The organism is bacterium (genome assembly GCA_016716565.1).
GTDB lineage: Bacteria > Bacteroidota > Ignavibacteria > Ignavibacteriales > Ignavibacteriaceae > IGN2.
Genome location: JADJWC010000003.1, coordinates 694,418 through 714,036 on the forward strand (window position 1 = coordinate 694,418; position 19,619 = coordinate 714,036).

19 protein-coding genes and 1 pseudogene are annotated in these 19,619 nt (G+C 35.8%); 13 read left to right on the forward strand and 7 right to left on the reverse strand.

Going from position 1 to position 19,619, the window contains the following annotated elements; translation table 11 throughout:
* Positions 1-6 precede the first annotated feature (6 nt).
* Both IPM14_15165 and IPM14_15170 read left to right on the forward strand, forming a co-directional pair.
* Complete coding sequence (locus tag IPM14_15165) at positions 7-765, forward strand: Ig-like domain-containing protein (protein ID MBK9099421.1); 759 nt, start codon at positions 7-9, stop codon at positions 763-765.
* Positions 729-1,691 carry an Ig-like domain-containing protein gene (locus tag IPM14_15170; protein ID MBK9099422.1) on the forward strand — a complete coding sequence of 321 codons (963 nt, stop codon included), beginning with the start codon at positions 729-731 and terminating at the stop codon, positions 1,689-1,691. The genes IPM14_15165 and IPM14_15170 overlap by 37 nt, the downstream gene beginning before the upstream one ends.
* A 19-nt stretch (positions 1,692-1,710) precedes the next feature.
* Here the strand turns inward: IPM14_15170 and IPM14_15175 are convergent, their stop codons facing one another.
* Both IPM14_15175 and IPM14_15180 read right to left on the reverse strand, forming a co-directional pair.
* Positions 1,711-2,952: an imidazolonepropionase gene (locus IPM14_15175; protein MBK9099423.1), complete on the reverse strand. Its 1,242-nt coding sequence runs from the start codon at positions 2,950-2,952 to the stop codon at positions 1,711-1,713.
* On the reverse strand, positions 2,952-3,467 hold the full coding sequence (locus IPM14_15180; protein MBK9099424.1) for an SPOR domain-containing protein: 516 nt from the start codon (positions 3,465-3,467) through the stop codon (positions 2,952-2,954). Before IPM14_15180 ends, IPM14_15175 begins: the two co-directional genes overlap by 1 nt.
* Positions 3,468-3,636: 169 nt before the next feature.
* Here IPM14_15180 and glgA point away from each other — a divergent pair, with 169 nt between their 5' ends.
* The 8 genes from glgA to IPM14_15220 all read left to right on the forward strand — a co-directional run bounded on the left by glgA (position 3,637) and on the right by IPM14_15220 (position 12,572).
* Complete coding sequence (glgA, locus tag IPM14_15185; protein MBK9099425.1) at positions 3,637-5,130, forward strand: glycogen synthase GlgA; 1,494 nt, start codon at positions 3,637-3,639, stop codon at positions 5,128-5,130.
* Positions 5,130-5,690 (forward strand): HAD family hydrolase, encoded by a 561-nt coding sequence (locus IPM14_15190; GenBank protein MBK9099426.1) that lies wholly within the window; start codon positions 5,130-5,132, stop codon positions 5,688-5,690. The genes glgA and IPM14_15190 overlap by 1 nt, the downstream gene beginning before the upstream one ends.
* 12 nt (positions 5,691-5,702) lie before the next feature.
* On the forward strand, positions 5,703-6,878 hold the full coding sequence (locus tag IPM14_15195; GenBank protein ID MBK9099427.1) for a hypothetical protein: 1,176 nt from the start codon (positions 5,703-5,705) through the stop codon (positions 6,876-6,878).
* Between the two features lie 3 nt (positions 6,879-6,881).
* Positions 6,882-8,132: a hypothetical protein gene (locus IPM14_15200; GenBank protein ID MBK9099428.1), complete on the forward strand. Its 1,251-nt coding sequence runs from the start codon at positions 6,882-6,884 to the stop codon at positions 8,130-8,132.
* Between the two features lie 16 nt (positions 8,133-8,148).
* Positions 8,149-9,423: a tetratricopeptide repeat protein gene (locus IPM14_15205; protein ID MBK9099429.1), complete on the forward strand. Its 1,275-nt coding sequence runs from the start codon at positions 8,149-8,151 to the stop codon at positions 9,421-9,423.
* A 98-nt stretch (positions 9,424-9,521) separates the two neighbouring features.
* On the forward strand, positions 9,522-10,817 hold the full coding sequence (locus IPM14_15210; GenBank protein MBK9099430.1) for a serine hydroxymethyltransferase: 1,296 nt from the start codon (positions 9,522-9,524) through the stop codon (positions 10,815-10,817).
* A gap of 17 nt (positions 10,818-10,834) precedes the next feature.
* Positions 10,835-11,599: a twin-arginine translocase subunit TatC gene (gene tatC / locus IPM14_15215; protein ID MBK9099431.1), complete on the forward strand. Its 765-nt coding sequence runs from the start codon at positions 10,835-10,837 to the stop codon at positions 11,597-11,599.
* The gene (locus tag IPM14_15220; protein ID MBK9099432.1) at positions 11,592-12,572 is read left to right on the forward strand and encodes a polyprenyl synthetase family protein; all 981 of its coding nucleotides are present in this window, start codon (positions 11,592-11,594) and stop codon (positions 12,570-12,572) included. The genes tatC and IPM14_15220 overlap by 8 nt, the downstream gene beginning before the upstream one ends.
* A 6-nt stretch (positions 12,573-12,578) precedes the next feature.
* Here IPM14_15220 and IPM14_15225 read toward each other — a convergent pair whose 3' ends face one another.
* From IPM14_15225 to IPM14_15245, 5 genes and pseudogenes are all read right to left on the reverse strand, one after another.
* Positions 12,579-13,073, reverse strand: a complete 495-nt coding sequence (locus IPM14_15225) for a universal stress protein (GenBank protein MBK9099433.1) — start codon at positions 13,071-13,073, stop codon at positions 12,579-12,581.
* 12 nt (positions 13,074-13,085) lie between these two features.
* Positions 13,086-13,613: a cyclic nucleotide-binding domain-containing protein gene (locus IPM14_15230; GenBank protein ID MBK9099434.1), complete on the reverse strand. Its 528-nt coding sequence runs from the start codon at positions 13,611-13,613 to the stop codon at positions 13,086-13,088.
* 39 nt (positions 13,614-13,652) lie between these two features.
* The gene (locus tag IPM14_15235; GenBank protein MBK9099435.1) at positions 13,653-14,387 is read right to left on the reverse strand and encodes a 1-(5-phosphoribosyl)-5-[(5-phosphoribosylamino)methylideneamino] imidazole-4-carboxamide isomerase; all 735 of its coding nucleotides are present in this window, start codon (positions 14,385-14,387) and stop codon (positions 13,653-13,655) included.
* Between the two features lie 36 nt (positions 14,388-14,423).
* A complete protein-coding gene (locus IPM14_15240; protein ID MBK9099436.1) occupies positions 14,424-14,873 on the reverse strand; it encodes a hypothetical protein in 450 nt (149 codons plus the stop codon).
* Positions 14,874-14,877: 4 nt separating this feature from the next.
* A pseudogene (locus IPM14_15245) lies at positions 14,878-16,016 on the reverse strand (acyl-CoA dehydrogenase family protein).
* A gap of 155 nt (positions 16,017-16,171) precedes the next feature.
* On the opposite strand from IPM14_15245, the gene IPM14_15250 reads away from it, so the two are divergent.
* Genes IPM14_15250 through IPM14_15260 form a run of 3 tightly spaced genes read left to right on the forward strand, consistent with a single transcriptional unit; the run spans position 16,172 to position 19,610 of the window.
* A complete protein-coding gene (locus IPM14_15250; GenBank protein ID MBK9099437.1) occupies positions 16,172-17,005 on the forward strand; it encodes an alpha/beta fold hydrolase in 834 nt (277 codons plus the stop codon).
* A 7-nt stretch (positions 17,006-17,012) separates the two neighbouring features.
* Positions 17,013-17,594, forward strand: a complete 582-nt coding sequence (locus IPM14_15255; GenBank protein MBK9099438.1) for a biotin transporter BioY — start codon at positions 17,013-17,015, stop codon at positions 17,592-17,594.
* A gap of 18 nt (positions 17,595-17,612) precedes the next feature.
* Positions 17,613-19,610, forward strand: coding sequence for a 4Fe-4S dicluster domain-containing protein (locus IPM14_15260; protein ID MBK9099439.1), 1,998 nt, complete (start codon positions 17,613-17,615; stop codon positions 19,608-19,610).
* The last annotated feature ends 9 nt before the right edge of the window (positions 19,611-19,619 follow it).

Sequence of the window (19,619 nt, forward strand, 5' to 3'; positions counted from 1 at the left end):
GGACGATTGTTACGAAAAAGAATAAATATTACTAGCACTTTAATCTTTGTTCTTTTATCATTTATCTTAATTATAAGGTGTGCAAATCAGCTCCCTCCGAGTGGTGGCGAAGTTGATAAAATCCCTCCTGAAATCGCAGAAGTATATCCAGCAGATGGAACTGTAAATTTTAAGGATAATTATTTTGAAATCAATTTTTCGGAATATGTTGATAAACGTTCTGTTCGAGATGCAATTTTTATTTCACCTTTTATTGAAGGAACATTTGAATACAGTTGGAGTGGAACATCGCTTGAAGTTACTTTTCCTGGAGACTTAAAAAAAGATGTTACTTACACTATTACAATCGGGACAGACGTCGTTGATCTGAACAATAAAAACAGAATGGCACAGTCTTTTACATTTTCTTTTTCAACCGGTGAAAAAATAGACAGGAGAATTATTTCCGGCAGAGTGTATGGGAAAGAAAATGAAGGCATTTTCATTTATGCATACAAGGTGGATGAAAGTAATGATTCATTATTAAAGCGTAAACCGGATTATGTTTCGCAAACCGGAGTAAATGGTAACTTCAGCTTGCAGGGATTAGGTTCTGGTAATTACAGAATTTTTGCAGTTAATGATCAGTTCAGGGATTATCTGTATCAGCAAGATCAGGATAAAATCGGAATTCCATTCAACGATATTTACTTGAGTGAGACTGATTCGCTTTATACTGGATTATACTTTTGCTTTTCAATGCTGATGTATCACTTCCAAGATTAATTGGCGGAGTTATGACGGATAAGAATCATCTACTTGTAAGCTGCAACAAGCCAATTAGCAAGGAATCTATAAATGCTGAAAATTTTTCTATTGTTGATTCAACGGAAAACAAAGTTTATCAGGTGGATTATGCTTTCAAAGGAAAGACAAAACCTGAAGAGTTTATTTTAATGTTTGATTCACAAATTAATACGGCTAACCAGGTTTACTTAGTAGCCGATACTTTGATTGATCTGATGGACAATATTATGGTGAATGATTTCACAAAAATTGTTGTTAGCGATAGAGTTGATTCCAGTTCAGTTAAAATTGCTTCAACTGAACCAACTGCAAGGGGATTGGTTGACTTTGAAAATACCGAAATAAAAATTTTCTTTGATGAGGCATTCAACAAAGATTTTAATATCTCAGCAGTTGCGCTGACAGATACTTTTAACAAGCCTGTTCCTTTTGACCTGGATTTTTATGATGATGCGACGATGTTAATTAAAATCGCTGAAAATCTTAAATCAGATAAAGATTATCTAGTAAAACTTCAGCTAGGAAATTTTATTGATCTTGCAGGAAACAAAACAGATTCTTTGTTCCATATAAAGTTCCGAACTATCTCAGGATTGGACTTTACGGGATTATCAGGTAACATTATTGATCTCGATTATACAAAGAACCCTGTAATGATATTGGAGAGCAGCGATAAAACTGATTTAAAATATCAGGTGAATATCAGCACTGGTAAGTTTGAATTTACAAGGGTTGAACCGGGAAAGTATTTACTCTGGTGCTATCTTGATGCAGACAGCAGTGGAAAGTATAACTACGGTTGGCCTGAACCAATTGAGTTTTCAGAAAGGTTTTCCTTCTATCCTGATACGCTGAACTTACGCCCAAGATGGGAAGTAACTGATTTGATTTTTAAGTTTAAGTGAAAATGGAAAAGATTTTTATTTAGTTCTGGTAAACAATCCTTCCATTCTTAATCGTCATACAATTCAAATTACTTCCAATTGAGTAAACGATATCAGCATAGTCAGACGTATTTAATACAGCGAAGTCTGCTTTCTTTCCTATTTCAATTGAGCCAATATTTTTTTCTCTGCACAAAGCTTTCGCTGAATTAATTGTAACGGCACTTATTGTCTCTTCTATAGTCATTTTCATTTTCAAAGCAGCAATGCTCATTATCAAGCTCAAACTTGAAATGTGAGATGAGCCAGGATTGTAATCCGTAGCAAGTGCAACAATAGCATTTTGCTCAATCAGTTTTCTTGCAGGCGCATATTGATGATTCAGAAAGAAAGAAACTCCGGGAAGTAGCACCGCAACCGTATCTGATTTACTAAGTTTTGGAATATCTTCATCCTTAATCACTTCCAGATGATCAACTGAAACAGCATTATGGTTGAGTGCAACATCCAATCCACCGATTGAGTTAAATTGCTCTGTATGAAGTTTAAGTTTCAATCCGTGATTATTTGCGGCAGAAAAGATTTCATCTATTTCATTTGAAGAAAATGCTGTTGCTTCACAAAATCCGTCACAGAACTCAGCAAGTTTTTGTTCAGCAAAATGGGGGATCATCTTGTTAATAATTTCATCAAGATATCCTCTTATATTGTCTTTAAATTCTTTTGGATATGTGTGCGCACCAAGAAAGGTCGGGACAATATCAATTGGATATATTTCATCAAGAAAGTTAATAACCTGTAAAAGCTTTCTTTCATTTCCGAAGTTTAACCCATAGCCACTTTTTATTTCAAGTGTAGTAATTCCTTGTGAAATAAAATGGTCAATCCTTGGTTTAATAATCTTGACAAGATCTTTAAAAGATGATGAACGAACCGCAGTTACTGTTGTATTTATTCCGCCTCCTTTTTTCGCAATCTCTTCGTATCCGATTCCATTTAACTTCTGCCGGAATTCATCTGCACGTGAACCGGCAAATGCAGTGTGCGTGTGACATTCAACTAATCCGGGAAAAACTGTTTTGCCTGTTACATCAATAATCTTTTCAAAATTATTTTTATCAACAGAAGAGGTGGGAATAATATCTTTGATTAAATCTTCTTCAATCACAATGGAATGTTCGTGGATGCATCCGATATCAGAAAGTTCCTTACCTCGTTTGAAGTTTTTTCCTGAAGTGTTGACAGTAACTATTGATGCAGGATTGAAGAGAAGTGTTTTCATCATTCAAAAAGATTTACTGTTTCCTGAACAACTTTCGATTCAGTATATCCAAGCTGAGTAAGTTTGAACCTGAGATTTTCTGCTTCGGATTTTGAAGTAAAATCACCAACCTTCACTTTATAAAATGGCGGATCAAAAATTACATATACTTCTTTGCGGGTTGTTTTTTCATAAATCTCAGCGCGGACGCTGTTCGCTTGATCAATGTCATCTGTCGATAACACCTGCACTCTGTAGCCATCAGCCGTACCGATAATTTTTTTATCAATATTGGTTGAATCATTATTGTAGCCGTACCAAACATCCGGGGGAAGTTTATCTGTTCCAATCGGCGGAGCTTCAATATCTATCTCTGTCTTGTAAGGTGTGAAGTCAAAATCCTCGGTGATTTCTTTGGTTTCTTCAACTTTGGTCTCGGTTTTTGTCTCTTTCTTGGTTTCGTAACGAGTTCCTGTAGCGGCGCTGCATCCGATGAGAAAAAGACTGAGAATGGCAAATGTTACAATAATCTTCAATTCAACTTCTAAAATTGTTTTTACTGACTTGTTAATATAAAACTATATTCAGTTGTGATAAAGTAATTCATCGACCAGATTACTGGTTGAATATTAATTACATCAATTTTTGTTAAAGAAACCGTGTTTTTGTAATTTTGCAATAACATTCCATAAAATTTCAAAGAAAATGTCTACAAAAAAGCTAAAAATCCTGTTTGTAACATCAGAAGTTGTTCCGTTTGTAAAAACCGGGGGACTTGCGGATGTATCAGCAGCATTGCCACAAACTCTCGCTGAGTTAGGTCACGAAGTACGTATCGTAGTTCCGAAATACGGAGCTGTTGACGATCGGAAATTTAAAATTCACGAGGTTGTGAGACTAAAGGATATCAAAATCGATATTGACGGGAAAGAAGTCATATTTTCTTTGAAATCCTGTTTTCTTCCCGGACAAAAAATAAGGGTACAAATTTATTTTCTTGATAACCAGGAATATTTTGGCAGCCGAAACAGTCTATACACAGACCCGATGACTGGAAAAGATTATGAAGATAATGATGAGAGATTCATTATCCTGAGCCGAGCAGTTTTTGAACTTATCATTAAATTAGGGTGGATCCCGGATATCATCCATTGCAATGATTGGCAATGCGGGTTGATTCCTGCTTACCTGAAAAATGTTTATCAAAACGAAGAGAATTTTGATAAGTTTAAAACACTTTTTACAATTCATAATCTTGCATACCAAGGTGAATTTCCCAAATCTTCATTTAAGAAAACTGGTTTGCCTGATAAATTGAATTCTGACAAAGGAATTCTTCACAAAGGCAAAATGAATTTTATGAAGAGCGGATTGCTTTTTGCCGACACTATAAATACAGTGAGTGAAACATACGCAAATGAAATAAGAACAGATGCTGAGATTGGTAGCGGGTTAAAAGATATTTTAGCCAAGAGAAAAGATGATTTGTTCGGAATCATCAACGGTATTGATACAAAAGTTTGGAACCCTGATAAAGACAAGCATCTTCCTAAAAAATACACTATAAAAAATGTTGAACAAAAAGTTGTTAACAAACAAGCACTTGCGGAAAAATTCGGATTTGATTTTAACGAAGATGTTCCGATAATTGGTTTGATCTCGCGATTATATGATTCAAAAGGAATTGATCTCGTACAAAAAATTCTTCCCCAACTTTTAAAAGAAGATATCCAGATGATTGTTCTTGGAACAGGAGATAAAGAGTACCATACATTTTTTGATAATATGGCTAAAAAGCATGATGACAAATTTGCTTGTTATCTTGGTTTTAATGATGACCTGGCACATTTAATCGAAGGCGGTGCAGATATGCTTTTAATGCCTTCTAAGTATGAACCATGCGGACTCAATCAAATGTACAGCTTAAATTATGGCACAATCCCAATAGTACGAGAGACCGGCGGACTTGCTGATACTGTTAAAAGATTCAGTGAGAAGACCAAAGAAGGAAATGGATTTGTTTTCAAGAAGTACAGTGCAGAAGAACTTTTGAGTGAAATAAAACGGGCGTTAAAAATTTATCAGGATAAAGAAACCTGGAACAAAATAATCAGAGCCGGAATGAAGGAAGATTTTAGCTGGCACTCTTCCGCAAAAAAGTATATTGAACTTTATAAGACAATCCTTAATGAGAGTTGATGTCCAGCCGTGCAATTTTTTTTGACAGGGATGGAACAATCAACGAAGACCCCGGTTACATCAGTGACCCGGAAAAAGTAATTCTCTTCCCGGAAACTGGCAATTCATTACATGCATTAAAGAAGTATGGTTTTCTTCTCATTGTTGTATCGAATCAATCCGGAATTGCCAGAGGAATGATGACTAATAGAGATGTAGAAGCAGTAAATGAGAAGATTAATAGACTTCTTTCAGAATATAAAGTGAAAATTGATGCTTTCTATTTTTGCCCGGCACATCCTGATTTCAGTACAGCAGAAGAATGCGAATGCAGAAAACCTTCTCCCCACATGGTGTATGAAGCTGCAGAAGAATTTAATATTGATCTTTCAAGTTCATATTTCATCGGAGATACCGTTGCTGATATCGAATGCGGTAAAAAAGCAGGTTTGAAGACAATTTTAGTAAGAACCGGAAAAGGGGAGGAGAGCTTTTCTATCTTGCAAAAGGAAAATAATTTTCCAACTTTTGTAGCCGAAAATTTAGCGAATGCGTGTAACTTCATTCTTGGTGATATTTAGCGGAGTCATTTTTTGAAATTCAAATTTATCTTCTCTTTTGCAATTATTTTATTAGCTGTTCTAATTATTTCCTGTTCTGATGAACCATCTTCTCTCGGCATTGAACTTATCGGAAGCGAAAATATATCAGCAAAAATATTTGATACCAGTGTTGATTCTTCCACTCAAACTTCCTCATACTTCAAGAAGGTTATTGCACTAGGAAATGCTGACTGGGTTTTAGTCGGAGAGTATGAAGATGTAAAAGCATCCGCACTTCTCAGATTTGTATTCGGATTGCCGGATAGCTTAAAAACTGCAGTTACAGACGGAAGTATAAATGTGATAGATTCCTGGATAAACTTAACTACGAGATATGTCTACACAGATTCTATGGCAGCAATGAATTTCACAGTACACAAGGTGAATTCAAGCTGGTCCGCTGCTTCTTTTACTATCGACAGCTTATTTAAACTTAACTATGAACCGGATGATGTCAGTTCACAATTCAATATTTCAGATACACTTTACACTTTCCACATAGAAAATTCGTTACCACTCGCCTGGATGAAGAATTCAATAGATAAAACAGTTGAGAGTAATTTCGGAATTTACTTGGATCCGACAGAGAGTTCGGCTAAAGTTGTGGGCTTTCAGGCTTTTACTTCATTATCATCAGAAGCCGCTAAATTATTTGTTGTTATTGAGAAACCGGGTGTTTATGTCGATACAATTAATGGATTCATCGCTGCTGATATCAGTTTAGTTGATCGTCCAAACCCTCCAGCATTAACAGATGGACTTATGTGTACACAAAGCAGTGTAACTGTTGCTTCGAAATTAACTTTTAATCTGGAAAATGTACCTACAGGTATAGTCATCAATAAAGCAGAATTATTTATTACTCCGGATACGCTTGCATCAATAAAGGGATCGCAATTTCCTAATAATTTAAGAGTATCGTACCTCAGATATGCAGATTCATTAAACACTGAAGGTAATCCATCGTTTTTGAATTTTAGTAATAATAAATATTCCGGAGATATAACGGTATTTGTTCGTAACTGGATAAACAGAAAACAGAACTACGGACTGCTAATTGAATCTGGAAGTTTCACTTCGGGTCTGGAATTATTCGTTCTGAAAGGAAGTAATTATTCTGATCCTGCTGAGCGTCCTCGTTTAAAGATTACCTACACCATTAAGTAAAATATGAAATATCGATTTATCAAATATCTGTGGCTGTTTCTTTTAATTAGTTTATCTTCAACATTTGCTCAGGTTACATCCACATACACACGATATGGCGTGGGTGATCTTTATTTAAGTTATTCAGCCCGAACACTTTCAATGGGGCATTCCGGAACTGCAATGCTAAATAAGGACTATGTTGAAGTTCTCAATCCTGCATCCTGGTCCAGCTTATCTCGTGTACGATTTGAATTAAGTTTCTCATATGATCAACTTGAATTATCTAACTCGACTGATTCAAAATTTTATGGAGATGGCTTCTTTAAAGGAATTACTTTTGCATTTCCTATTAGCGAGGTAAGAAAAATTGGGATGGCTTTCGGATTACTACCATACAGCCGAAGCAATTATGAAGTAACGGAAAAAGTAGTCGATTCGATTTCAGGTAACTACACAACGACTTATTTAGGAAAGGGTGGATTGTCAAAAATATTTGTGGGTGCCTCGGTTGAACTTCCGGCAGAGTTTTTATTAGGTGCTACACTTGAGTACTATTTTGGCAACATTAAATACACTTCAAGCCTTGCTTTTGATAATACAACAACCTATTTCCCAAGCAAATATGAGCTAAATTATGCACCTAAAGGATTTGGTACAACTCTTGGCATCATTACTCCGGATATGTCTAAATTGATAAATAGTGACTTAATCTCTAATTTTAGATTAGGGTTCAGCACTAACATAATTGGTAATCTTAATACAGATACTAGTCTGGTCAGTACATCCTCCACAATTGTTGACTCAGTCCGCAGTGGAAAAACAACTATGAAAGTACCTGTCAGACTGAATGCTGGATTGCATATTTCATTTGTTAATGTATACAACATTTCACTCGACTACTTCTATCAACCCTGGAGTGAATTCAAATTGAGCGATATTAACCAAAGTAATTTAAGTGACTTACACAAATTGAGTTTAGGTTTTGAATACAGACCGCAGACTGTTCCTGGTATAAGTTACTGGGAACAAATTATATTGAGAGCAGGTTTAAGCTATGAAATGTCACAGTATAATTTTAATGGAAATAATCTAAAACAGTATTCAGCTTTTGGCGGAATCGCTTTTCCGTTAAGTCCGGACAATACAATTGATATCGGGCTTGAATACTCGGTTAGAGGCACAAAAGACAATAACTTATTACAGGAAAATTTTTTCCGGGTAAATCTGGGTATCAGCTTTGGCGATGTCTGGTTTATCCGATATGATAAATAAATCAAAAGGTAAAACCGTGAAAAACAAAATCAAATATTACTCAGTAATAATCTCAGCTATTCTGTTCACAGCTTGTGCAGCTGCCGAAAGTAATCGACTGTCACAAAATACGGCTGATTGTGATTCACTGGAAACGCTTAAACTTTACAGCTTATTTTCAGAATATCACAAGAACAAGGATTACTCAAGTGCACTTCCTTATGGCTGGCAAGTACTGCACTGTGATAAAGCAAAGTTTGCAAAATGGATTTATTATAAGATGGAGGACTGTCTCTGGTATCTCCACGATTCTTCGTCAGTTGCGCCTGAAGAGGTGAAAGCAATTGAAGATTCAATCCTGAATTTTTATAATACGGCAATTCAGTATTATCCTGATGGAATGGCTTACTTCCAGGTAAGAAAAGCGTTTGTTTCGGAAACCTGGCTAAAGTTAGATCCTCAAACTTTAATCTCCGAGTACCAAAAAGCTGCTGAATATAATCCCGAGATGGATTCATATTACTACAATAGATTCGGACAGATATATATCGCAAACATTAGTGATGAAAACGATTATAAAACGAAAGCAATCGATATCTATTCAAAGCTTGCAGTTCGGGAACCGGACAATACTGAATGGCCGAGAATTTTATCAACACTTGTAGAAGATGTAGGTCAACTATTAGATATTCGTAAAAAGAACTGGGATCTTGATAAAGAAAATCTTGAAAAAGCATGGATATATGCATCTGAATGTATAAGAGCACAGGATTATGAAAGAGCTATTGAACCTTTGGAATTCTTAACTCAAAAATCTCCGGAAACTTTAAATTACTGGAACCAACTTGCAACAGCTTACAATAAGGTTGGAAGATTAAGTGATGCTGAGAGTGCATATCAAACATTAATCAAGCTGGATTCAGGTACAAAGGATTATTATTTCAATCTTGGATTGATCTATAAAGAACAGGGAAAGTTGAGTAAAGCAAGACAGTATTTTGAAACAGCAAACGATAAAGCCGGTGGATGGGGAATGGCAATTTTCTCGATCGGTTTACTTTATGAACAGTCTGCAAGGGATTGTAAATTTGACTTCGAGACAAAACTTGTATATTTACTTGCACAAGACACCTACAGACGAGCAGTAAGTATCGATCCATCACTTGCACAAGCAAGAGATAGAATTGGTGCTCTTTCAAGTTCGGTTCCAACGCAGGAAGACTATTTCTTTAACAAGAAAAAATCCGGCGATGTTTTACCAATTACAGGTGATTGTTTTGGTTGGATTGGTAAAAGCGTAACAGTTCCATAAAAATTATTATTAAAAGGAAATTATCCTTCATTAAAAGTCCGGCAACTGCCGGATTTTTTTATTAAATTTGATCATCAAAAACAAAATTATAATGTAAAATGTACACCCATCTTAAATCTGATTCGGAAGTATTTAAAATATTAAAGCAAGAAATTGAGCGCCAACAAAACAAACTTGAGCTTATTGCTTCAGAGAATTTTGTAAGTCCGGCAGTACTGGAGGCTGCCGGTTCTCCATTAACAAACAAATATGCGGAAGGATATCCCGGTAAACGCTATTATGGCGGCTGTGAATTTGTAGATATGGCAGAAGATTTAGCTCGTGAACGATTAAAGAAAATATTCAGCGCTGAATATGCTAATGTTCAACCACACAGCGGTTCCCAGGCAAACATGGCTGTGCTGATGACCTTAATGCAGCCGGGAGATAAGTTCATCGGTTTAAGTCTTGCTCACGGTGGTCATCTCACTCACGGTTCACCAGTTAATTTTTCTGGAAAATTATATCAAGCAATTGGATATGAATTAAACAAAGAAACAAGACTTCTGGATTACAATATCGTTGAAGATCTTGCAAAGAAAGAAAAACCAAAAGTAATTATCGCAGGTGCAAGTGCATACTCGCGTGAATGGGATTATAAAAAACTCAGACAAATTGCAGATGCGACCGGAGCCTTCCTGATGTGCGATATGGCGCATCCTGCAGGTTTGATTGCAAAAGGATTATTAGATAATCCATTACCATATTGTGATGTCGTTACCTCAACTACACACAAGACTTTGCGTGGTCCAAGGGGCGGAATTATTTTGATGGGCAAGGATAAAGAAAATCCTTTCGGAATAAAGACTCCAAAAGGCGACAGATTGAAAATGATGTCCGAACTTTATGACAGTACTGTTATGCCCGGAATTCAGGGAGGACCGCTTATGCACATTATAATGGCTAAAGCTGTCGCATTTGCTGAAGTGCTGGATGATAAGTTTAAACTTTATGCTCAGCAAGTAATTAAAAATGCAAAAACTCTGGCAGATGAATTAATGAAATTTGGATTTGATGTTGTGTCATCCGGAACTGATAATCATTTGATGCTGATTGATCTTTCAAACAAAAATATTTCTGGAAAGAAAGCAGAAAATGCACTTGAAAAAGCCGGTATAACCGTGAACAAAAATATGGTTCCATTCGATACTAAAAGTCCGTTTGTAACGAGTGGAATAAGAATCGGTACACCTGCTGTAACGACTCGCGGTATGAAAGAAACCGAAATGAAACGAATAGCCGAAATCATAAATTCTGCGGTAAACAATGCAGAGAATGAATCTGCACTAGATTCACTCGTTAAAGAAGTGAATGATTTGTGTTCAGGGTTTCCGCTTTACAAGGATATTATATAATCTTCGGGATATAAAATTTGGCATCTGAAGAAAAAGTTTTTGATAACGATGCGGAACTGGGGAATGCCGATATTGAAATGTCGTTTCTTGATCATGTAGAAGAGCTGCGCTGGCGCATAATTTATGCGTTAATCGGTGTAATAATATTTACAATAGCTGCCTGGATTTTCATTGATCCTCTCGTTGAAATTGTTCTTCTTAAACCGGCTCGTGATGCTAATGCTTCACTTCAAAACTTAAGACCTTTCGGACAATTATTTCTTTATGTACAGGTTGCAATAGTTGTTGGAATTATTGCCAGTCTTCCGAATATTTTTTATCAGCTTTGGAAGTTTATTTCTCCAGCTTTGAAGAAACAGGAAAGAAGATATATACTTTGGATAGTTTTCTATTCAACTTTTTGTTTTCTGGCTGGTGTTGCTTTTGCTTACTTTGTTATGCTTCCACTAACAATGAAATTTGCCTCTCAGTTCGGAACAGCAGAAATATCGAATGAGTTTGCAATTGATGAGTATATGTCAATCATTATCAGCGTTATGCTGGCTGCAGGTGTAATTTTTGAACTTCCGATGATCTCATTCTTTCTTTCTAAACTTGGTATTTTGACTCCAAAATTAATGCGTAAGTACAGAAGACATTCTATTGTAATTATACTAGTACTTGCAGCTTTCTTAACACCGGGAGCAGATCCTGTTTCACAAATTATACTCGCAGTTCCGTTGGTTCTCTTATACGAAATAAGTATTTTTATATCTAAAATATCCTCAAAGAAAAGTGTTTAAAACTCAGCTTTCCGAAATAACTCAGCCGATAAAAAGTGAACTGGAATCATTCAATCAGATATTCAGAGAATCACTGCGTTCAAATGTCGGATTAGTTGATCTTGTTACAAGGTACATCATCCGGCAAAAGGGCAAGAAAATCCGTCCGCTGTTGGTTCTTCTGTCGGCAAAAGTTTCTGGGGGAATAAATGAAAGAAGTTACCGAGGTGCAGTTCTTGTCGAATTGCTGCATACGGCAACACTGGTTCATGATGATGTTGTGGATAATGCTGATAAGAGAAGAGGATTATGGTCTATCAACAAAGTGTTTAAAAATAAAGTTGCCGTGTTGATGGGGGATTATCTTCTATCAAAAGGTTTATTGATTGCGATGGAAGGAAAAGACTTTGATTTTCTTGAAGTCATTACAAACACAGTTAAACGAATGTCGGAAGGTGAACTTTTACAGATTCAAAAAACACGCAAGCTTGATATAGATGAAGAAACTTATTTTCGTGTGATATCCGATAAAACGGCTTCGTTAATTGAAACCTGCTGCACAATCGGTGCAATGAGTGCTTCATCTAATCCTGAATATATTTCTGCTATGAAAGATTTTGGAAAAAACCTTGGTATCTCTTTCCAGATACGCGATGATATCCTTGATTATGAGGGAAGTCTTTCTGTTTTTGGTAAAAGAACTGGCGGCGATATCAAAGAAAAGAAAATTACTTTACCATTGATTTATTCTTTGAATCAGGTTTCTACAAGTCAAGCTGCTGATATTAGGAAAATTATTAAAAACGGGAAAGATAAATCGAATATTGATGTTGTTATAAACTTCGTCCGTGAAAATAACGGAATTGAATATGCAATAGGAAAGTCTAGATTTTATTCTCAGGCAGCAAAGGATGCATTAAAAAAACTTCCCGATTCACAAAGCAAACTTGCACTTGAAGCATTAGTTGATTTTGTAGTTGACAGAAAGAACTAAATAAAACTAATTACCGTTTTCCTTTTTCATTCCTTCTTTATAATTAAATCCCTTAACAGGTTCTCTCAGCGTAAGAACCGGGCATGGAGCTTTTCTCACAACTTTTTCTGCAGTGCTTCCGAATAAAATATGTTCAACGCCGGTACGACCGTGAGTAGCAATAATTATCAAATCGACATCCAGATCTTTGGCCGTTTCGATGATCTCGACAAATGGTTTTCCTGTTTTAATAATTGTCTTGACTGGAACATTTGCAGGGATATGTTCTTTAGCCAGCTTATCCAGTTCCTGTTTTGCTCTTTCATCCCATTCAGAATTAACTGATGGAATTGCAATCTGCCCCATACTGAAATCCGGTGGATAAATAACAGGTTCAACCACGTAAATCAATATCATTTCAGCGTTACAGTTTTTACAGAAGTTCACGGCGTACTTCAGTGAACTTTTTGAATAGTCGGAAAAATCAATTGGCACTAGTATTTTATTTATATCGGGTCCCATAATAAACCTCCTTTATTTTTTTTCTGTTCGAAGATTGAAATAGTCTTCGTTTAATGTTCGTAATCTCATTGCAGTTATCTCGGAGATACCCTGCAAAATCTTAATTCCTTTTTTTGGATACTTTTCTATAAACTCATCAAGATCAGGTTTGAATATCACAGATAGTTTAGTATCTGAATTAGCTATTGCCGATGCAGATCTTTTTTCATTATCAACCAACGCCAGCTCACCGAAAAAATCACCTTTGTGAATTACAGCAAGCTGAATTTTTTCACCATTGTCATTTTCACGGCTTATTAAAACTTCACCTTCACGAATAAGATACAAACCAAGTCCGGGATCACCCTGGTAGAAAATATATTCACCGGACACATAACTTCTTTCGTGCATCAGGTTTAAAAGTGAGGTAATATCTTTTTTGGTTAATGATTTGAAAAGAGGAATATTCTTCAATGATGTTACAAGTTCATCAGTTTCTGTAGGAGTGTGGAATATATTTGCCCAAAAGCTGCTATGCACTTTTTTTTCATTTTCTACCATAACTATTTCCTCTTGAAACCTCTTTTTTATCACCTAAAATTAATTAAATAATCCGGTTTCTGCTACACGCCAGAGTTTCTGACAGGGAAACCTGTTCTCATATAATGCGCGTCCTATAATTGCCGAATCCACACCGTTTGGAATCAGTTTTTGAAAATCCATCAACTCATCTTTATTCCTGATCCCGCCGGCATGAGTAACTTTGGCACCTGTCATTTCAGCAATTTCCTTTGATAAATGAATATTTGGACCATATAAAGTACCGTTCCGGGAAATATCACAAACTATAAAACGGTTTACGCCGGCTAGTGCCATCTCTTTAGCAAACGACCTGAAGTTTATTCCTGCTTTTTTACTTCTGCCGTAGATCATTAATTCTTCATCCAAAATATCCAGCGATATTACAATTTTTGATGGACCATATTTTTCAAGAACTTTGATGAATTCGCTTTTATTTTCAATAGCCATCGTGTTGATCGCAAGTCTTACAATTCCTGTCTGCATTGCTTCATCAGCATCCTGGATATTCCTGATACCTCCTGCAAACTCCACAGGAATTACAACGGAGGAGCAAATCTCTTCAATTACTTTATAATTTCTTTTGGATTGTTCGTGTGCACCATCAAAATCAACAACGTGTATCATCTTTGCGTTTTCGGCACGCCATATTTTTGCCATCTCGACCGGATTGTTTCCATATTCGTAACAATCGAGTTCAGGAATTCCCTGAACTGTACGGACACATTTTCCGTTTTTTATATCTATCGATGGTATGACTAAAAGTTTTGTAGCTTATGGAATTACCGTAAATTATTTTGGAGCATTAACATTGAATTCATAACACTCATCACTCTCTAAATTTACTTTAACTTGAAAATAGCATGACCCACCTCCCTTTACCAACATAATATTCTTTTTGATTTGATCTTTAGTTGTGTATGGAAATTCGCAATAAGCATCAATGAAAATTTTTCTATTTCCGATAGAATCAATCAATCCTACATACTGTCTATAATAGTCATAATAGTCATCAATTTTAGTATTCCAGCGAGAATTATAAGAATTAGTACAGACATACTTACTTGCAAGACTATCACAATGTTCTACTTGAATTTTCGAAGGTGAGAAGAAAGTGTATGATACAAAGTTAGGGTGTTGAACTAATTCATCCACCTTGAATATATATCTTAATGAATCTGTTTGAGCGTTCATAAAGTGAAAATAAAATGAGACTAATACAATGATTAAGTAAAATTTCATTGGGTTATACCTTTCCATTTACTTTGATTACGTGTCTGCCAATTATCATTTTCTGAATTTCAGTTGTTCCTTCAAAAATTCTTAAAATCCTGGCATCACGATAATATCTTTCCATGGGAAGTTCACGGGAAAAACCCATCCCTCCATGAACCTGCAAAGCTTTATCAGCAACTTCTGTCATTGCTTCAGAGGCATATAGTTTTACCATCGCTGCATCTACTGAAATATCTTTTCCCTGATCGTAATCATAAGCACAGCGGTAAACAATACTTTCCATTGGATAGATTTTGGAAGCCATTTCTGCCAACATAAACTGTACTGCCTGGAACTTCGAAATAGATTCACCAAATTGTTTGCGATGTTTTGCATAATTAGTTGAAATTTCTAAAAGTTCTCGTGATGCACCAAGACAGCAAGCCCCAATTGTCAGTCGCCCGCCGTCGAGAGTTTTCATTGCGATGATGAATCCACGACCTTCACGACCGATCATATTTTCTTCAGGAACTTCAACATTTTCGAATGTGATGGAATTAGTTGTACTTCCTTTTATGCCCAATTTTTTCTCAGGTGGTCCAACAGTTATTCCAGGAGAACTAGCTTCAACGGCAAATCCTGTTATTCCTTTTTCAGTTCTTGCAAATACAGAAATAAGATTAGCAATTCCAGCGTTTGTGATCCAGATTTTAGACCCGTTTAAAATCCATTTATCGCTATTCTTCTTTGCTTCAGTTTTTAGATTGAATGTATCAGATCCTGCTTCTGGTTCAGTTAAAGCAAACGATGCAATCATTTCACCAGAGCAAAGTCTTGGTAAGTATTTTTCTTTAGTTCCTCTGAACCGCCGATAAAAATTGCATTTGTCCCGATTGATTGATGAGCGCCGATCATTGTAGCCGTTGATGAACATCCGCGTGCAATTTCTTCCATCATTAAGCAGTATCCAACTTTTCCAAAACCACCACCGCCGTATTCTTCAGGAAATGAAGTTCCGAAAAAACCAACTTCAGCTAATTTTTTAATTAATGATTCAGGGATTTTCTCTTCTTCATCTATTTTTTGTGCAATAGGTTTTATTTCACTAATTGTAAATTCTCTTGCTAATTCCCGCAGCATTTTCAATTCTTCAGACAGGGTAAAATTCATACTATTAACAGTTTTCGGAATGATGAATATTGTTTTTGAGTTCACCCGAAAGTTATAAAACAGCTTAAATACATCAAAAAGTAGTAATTTTGTTAAAATATTAAATTTTTGCTGAATATTGACTTTTCAAACGATATTCGGCATATTTGACTCGGATGAACAAAGATTTTGTGTTAAATACAAAGAATAACGAAAAAATCAGAATTACCACTTACGGATACGAAAATTTAGATACAGCAGCTTGCCTTATTTTTGTTCACGGATTCAAAGGTTTTAAGGATTGGGGCTTTTGGCCTTACACGGGAAATTACTTTGCTCAGAGAGGATTTTTTGTTCTTTCTTTCAATTTTTCTCACAATGGAATAGGTGAAGGTATAACCGAGTTTGCAGAACTTGATAAATTCGCAAATAATACATTCACTCTGGAACTCGATGAATTAAATGAAATTCTTGATGCCTATTTGAATAATTTTTTTGGTTCGAACAGTAAGAAGAAAATTGGAATTGTGGGACATAGTCGTGGAGGAGGCGAATCTTTGATTTTTTCTTCACTGAGAAAAGAAATCAGTGCCGTGGTGTTGTGGGCTTCAGTTTCAAACTTTAACAGATATTCAAAAAGGCAAGAAAAAGAATGGCGAAATAATGGATTCTTTGAGGTTTTGAATACGAGAACAAATCAATTGATGCGATTAAATGTTTGTCTGCTTGACGATATTGAAAATAATAAGAATGACTTATTAAACCTTGAAAAAGCTGCGAAGAATTTGAATAAACCAATGTTAATTATTCATGGGGAACAGGATTTATCAGTCAAAATTGAAGAAAGCGAACAAATTTATAGTTGGTCGAATAAGGGATTGACAAAGATTTACAAAATAAAAGCTACAGGACATACTTTTGATGTTACTCATCCATTTGAGAAAAGCAATCCAAAGTTTGATTCTGTTCTTGAAAAAACATTTGAATTTTTTACTAAACACTTAAATTGAGGAAAGTATGAAATCTACTTCACGGAACCTGACAATTAAATATTTATTAACCTCAGTAAGAGAATCTGAAATTTTTTGGATATTATCATTTTCAGTGCTCACAGCAGTATCAGCTCAAATTTCTATTCCTATCAAACCGGTGCCGTTTACATTGCAAACTATGATTGTTCTTTTGGCAGGAGCTTTCCTCGGCGCAAAGAACGGTGCTTACAGTCAGGTAATTTATATTTTCCTCGGTGCAATTGGATTACCGGTATTCGCACAAACTGCTGATGGAACAATGGGATTAGCAAGATTGATCGGACCAACTGGTGGTTACTTACTTGCATTTCCTGTTGCAGCATATATTGTTGGAATATTAACGCAAAGAAATCAAAAATATTTGACAGTTGTCATTTCGATGTTCGTTGCTGAGTTGGTTGTAATTTTTATTGGAACAATGTATTTGTATTCAGCCTATCTTAATAATTTTGTTGATGCAGTGAAAGCTGGTGCCGCAATATTTTCAATCTGGATGGTTATTAAAGTTTTTGCAGCCGCCTCCATTTATTTTGCTTTTGCAAAAAAACAAACCCGGCTTCCAAAATAATTTTTTAAATTATTACCGATGACACTAAAAAACATCATCTTCATCCTCGTCTTTCTCGCTGCGTTCGGGTTTCTTACCTGGAGCCTTCGAAATCTTTTTCTATACATGAAAGTTGCGAAGAAGAAAGACCATAGGTTTGATCAAGCTGGAAGACGAATAAAAAATGTTCTTAAAATTGCTTTTGCTCAATCAAAACTGCTCAGAGATCCTGCTGCTGGCACAGTTCACTTTCTCATCTTTTGGGGATTTGTCTTGTTCTTGTTCGCTGTAATTGAAGCAATTATTCAGGGATTTTATTCACCATTTAATCTTTCATTTTTAGGACTGATTTATTCAGTTATAACGATTATTCAGGATGTGTTTGGTCTTCTCGTGATCATTGCGGTTCTTGCAGCTCTTCTAAGAAGATATGTATTTAGTATTCCAAGACTCCAGGTTGATAAAGCAGCTTCACTTGATGCAACATTAATTTTGACACTAATACTAATTGTTGTTGTTTCAATGATGTTCCAGAATATGGCAGGAATTGCAAAAAATGATTTTGTTCTGCATAGTTATGAAGTCCGACCCGTTTCAGCTGCTCTAGCTCCGATTTTTTTCGATAATCCTTCAACGGGTGCTTCAGTTGCTTATGAAGTTTACTGGTGGATCCATATCCTGACAATATTTGGATTCATGAATTTGCTTCCATACTCAAAGCATCTTCACGTATTTAGTTCGATCCCAAATACTTATTTCGCGAATCTTGATCCTATCAGAAATACGATCAAGCATCTCAATCTTGAAGATGAAAACGCTGAATCATTTGGTGCTTCTGATATTGAGCATTTTTCCTGGAAACAAATATTAGATGGATACACTTGTACGGAATGCGGAAGATGTACTGATGCGTGTCCTGCAAATACCGTTGGTAAATCACTCTCACCAAAGGAAATAATTGTAAACATAAGAAAAAGAACAAAAGACAAAGCACCATTATTAGCAAATGGAATATCTGAAAGTGAAACTTTTCAAAAAACTCTTGTTCATGATTATGTAACAGACAAAGTTTTATGGCAATGTACAACTTGTATGGCTTGTGTTCAGGAATGTCCTGTAATGATTGAACATCTTGACAGTATTGTTGATATGCGAAGAAACCTAGTTTTAACTGAGTCGCAATTTCCCTCAGGATTGAATAATGTTTTCAAAAGTCTTGAAACCAATTTTACTCCCTGGGCTTTCAATCCTGCTGATAGAGCAAACTGGGCTGAAGGAATTGGAGTAAAAACAATGGCTGAAGACTCAAACTGCGAATATTTATTTTGGGTTGGCTGTGCCGGTTCATATGATGACAGATATAAAAAAGTTTCGCAGGCTTTTGCCAAGCTTATGCAAAAGGCAGGCATCGAATTCAGAATTCTCGGCACTCAGGAAAAATGTAATGGTGATACTGCAAGAAGACTTGGTAATGAATATCTAGCTCAGATGTTCATGATGGAAAACGTTGAAACTCTTAACCATTATAAAGTTCACAAGATTGTAACTGCTTGTCCTCATTGTTATCATTCATTAAAAAATGAGTACAAGCAATTTGGCGGACACTTTGAAGTATTTCATCACACAGAATTAATTGATGAAATGATTGCTTCAAAAAAAATCACTTTAAAGAATGATGGAAAGAGTGAAATGACTTATCACGATTCCTGCTACTTAGGAAGATATAATGAAGTTTACGACGCACCAAGAAAAAGTCTTACAGCAGTCGATGGAATTAATTTAATTGAGATGAAAAGAAATAAAGACAGGGGATTTTGCTGCGGTGCAGGTGGCGGAAGAATGTTTCTTGAAGATGATGAAGGAGGAAGGATCAATGAAGAAAGAACTAAGGAAGCACTCGCAACTGGAGCCGATACAATTGCATCTGCTTGTCCGTTTTGTATGACAATGATGACTGATGGAGTAAAACATTTTGAAAAAACTGAAGAAGTCAAAGTAAAAGACATTGCGGAAATTATACTTGAAAGATCTAACTAACTATATATC

Excerpts from the sequence above, each read along its gene's own strand:
- IPM14_15175 (MBK9099423.1), bottom strand. The coding sequence starts at position 2,952 with ATGAAAACACTTCTCTTCAATCCTGCATCAATAGTTACTGTCAACACT.
- glgA (MBK9099425.1), top strand. The coding sequence starts at position 3,637 with ATGTCTACAAAAAAGCTAAAAATCCTGTTTGTAACATCAGAAGTTGTT.
- IPM14_15190 (MBK9099426.1), top strand. The coding sequence starts at position 5,130 with ATGTCCAGCCGTGCAATTTTTTTTGACAGGGATGGAACAATCAACGAA.
- IPM14_15200 (MBK9099428.1), top strand. The coding sequence starts at position 6,882 with ATGAAATATCGATTTATCAAATATCTGTGGCTGTTTCTTTTAATTAGT.
- IPM14_15210 (MBK9099430.1), top strand. The coding sequence starts at position 9,522 with ATGTACACCCATCTTAAATCTGATTCGGAAGTATTTAAAATATTAAAG.
- IPM14_15225 (MBK9099433.1), bottom strand. The coding sequence starts at position 13,073 with ATGGGACCCGATATAAATAAAATACTAGTGCCAATTGATTTTTCCGAC.
- IPM14_15230 (MBK9099434.1), bottom strand. The coding sequence starts at position 13,613 with ATGGTAGAAAATGAAAAAAAAGTGCATAGCAGCTTTTGGGCAAATATA.
- IPM14_15240 (MBK9099436.1), bottom strand. The coding sequence starts at position 14,873 with ATGAAATTTTACTTAATCATTGTATTAGTCTCATTTTATTTTCACTTT.
- IPM14_15250 (MBK9099437.1), top strand. The coding sequence starts at position 16,172 with ATGAACAAAGATTTTGTGTTAAATACAAAGAATAACGAAAAAATCAGA.
- IPM14_15255 (MBK9099438.1), top strand. The coding sequence starts at position 17,013 with ATGAAATCTACTTCACGGAACCTGACAATTAAATATTTATTAACCTCA.
- IPM14_15260 (MBK9099439.1), top strand. The coding sequence starts at position 17,613 with ATGACACTAAAAAACATCATCTTCATCCTCGTCTTTCTCGCTGCGTTC.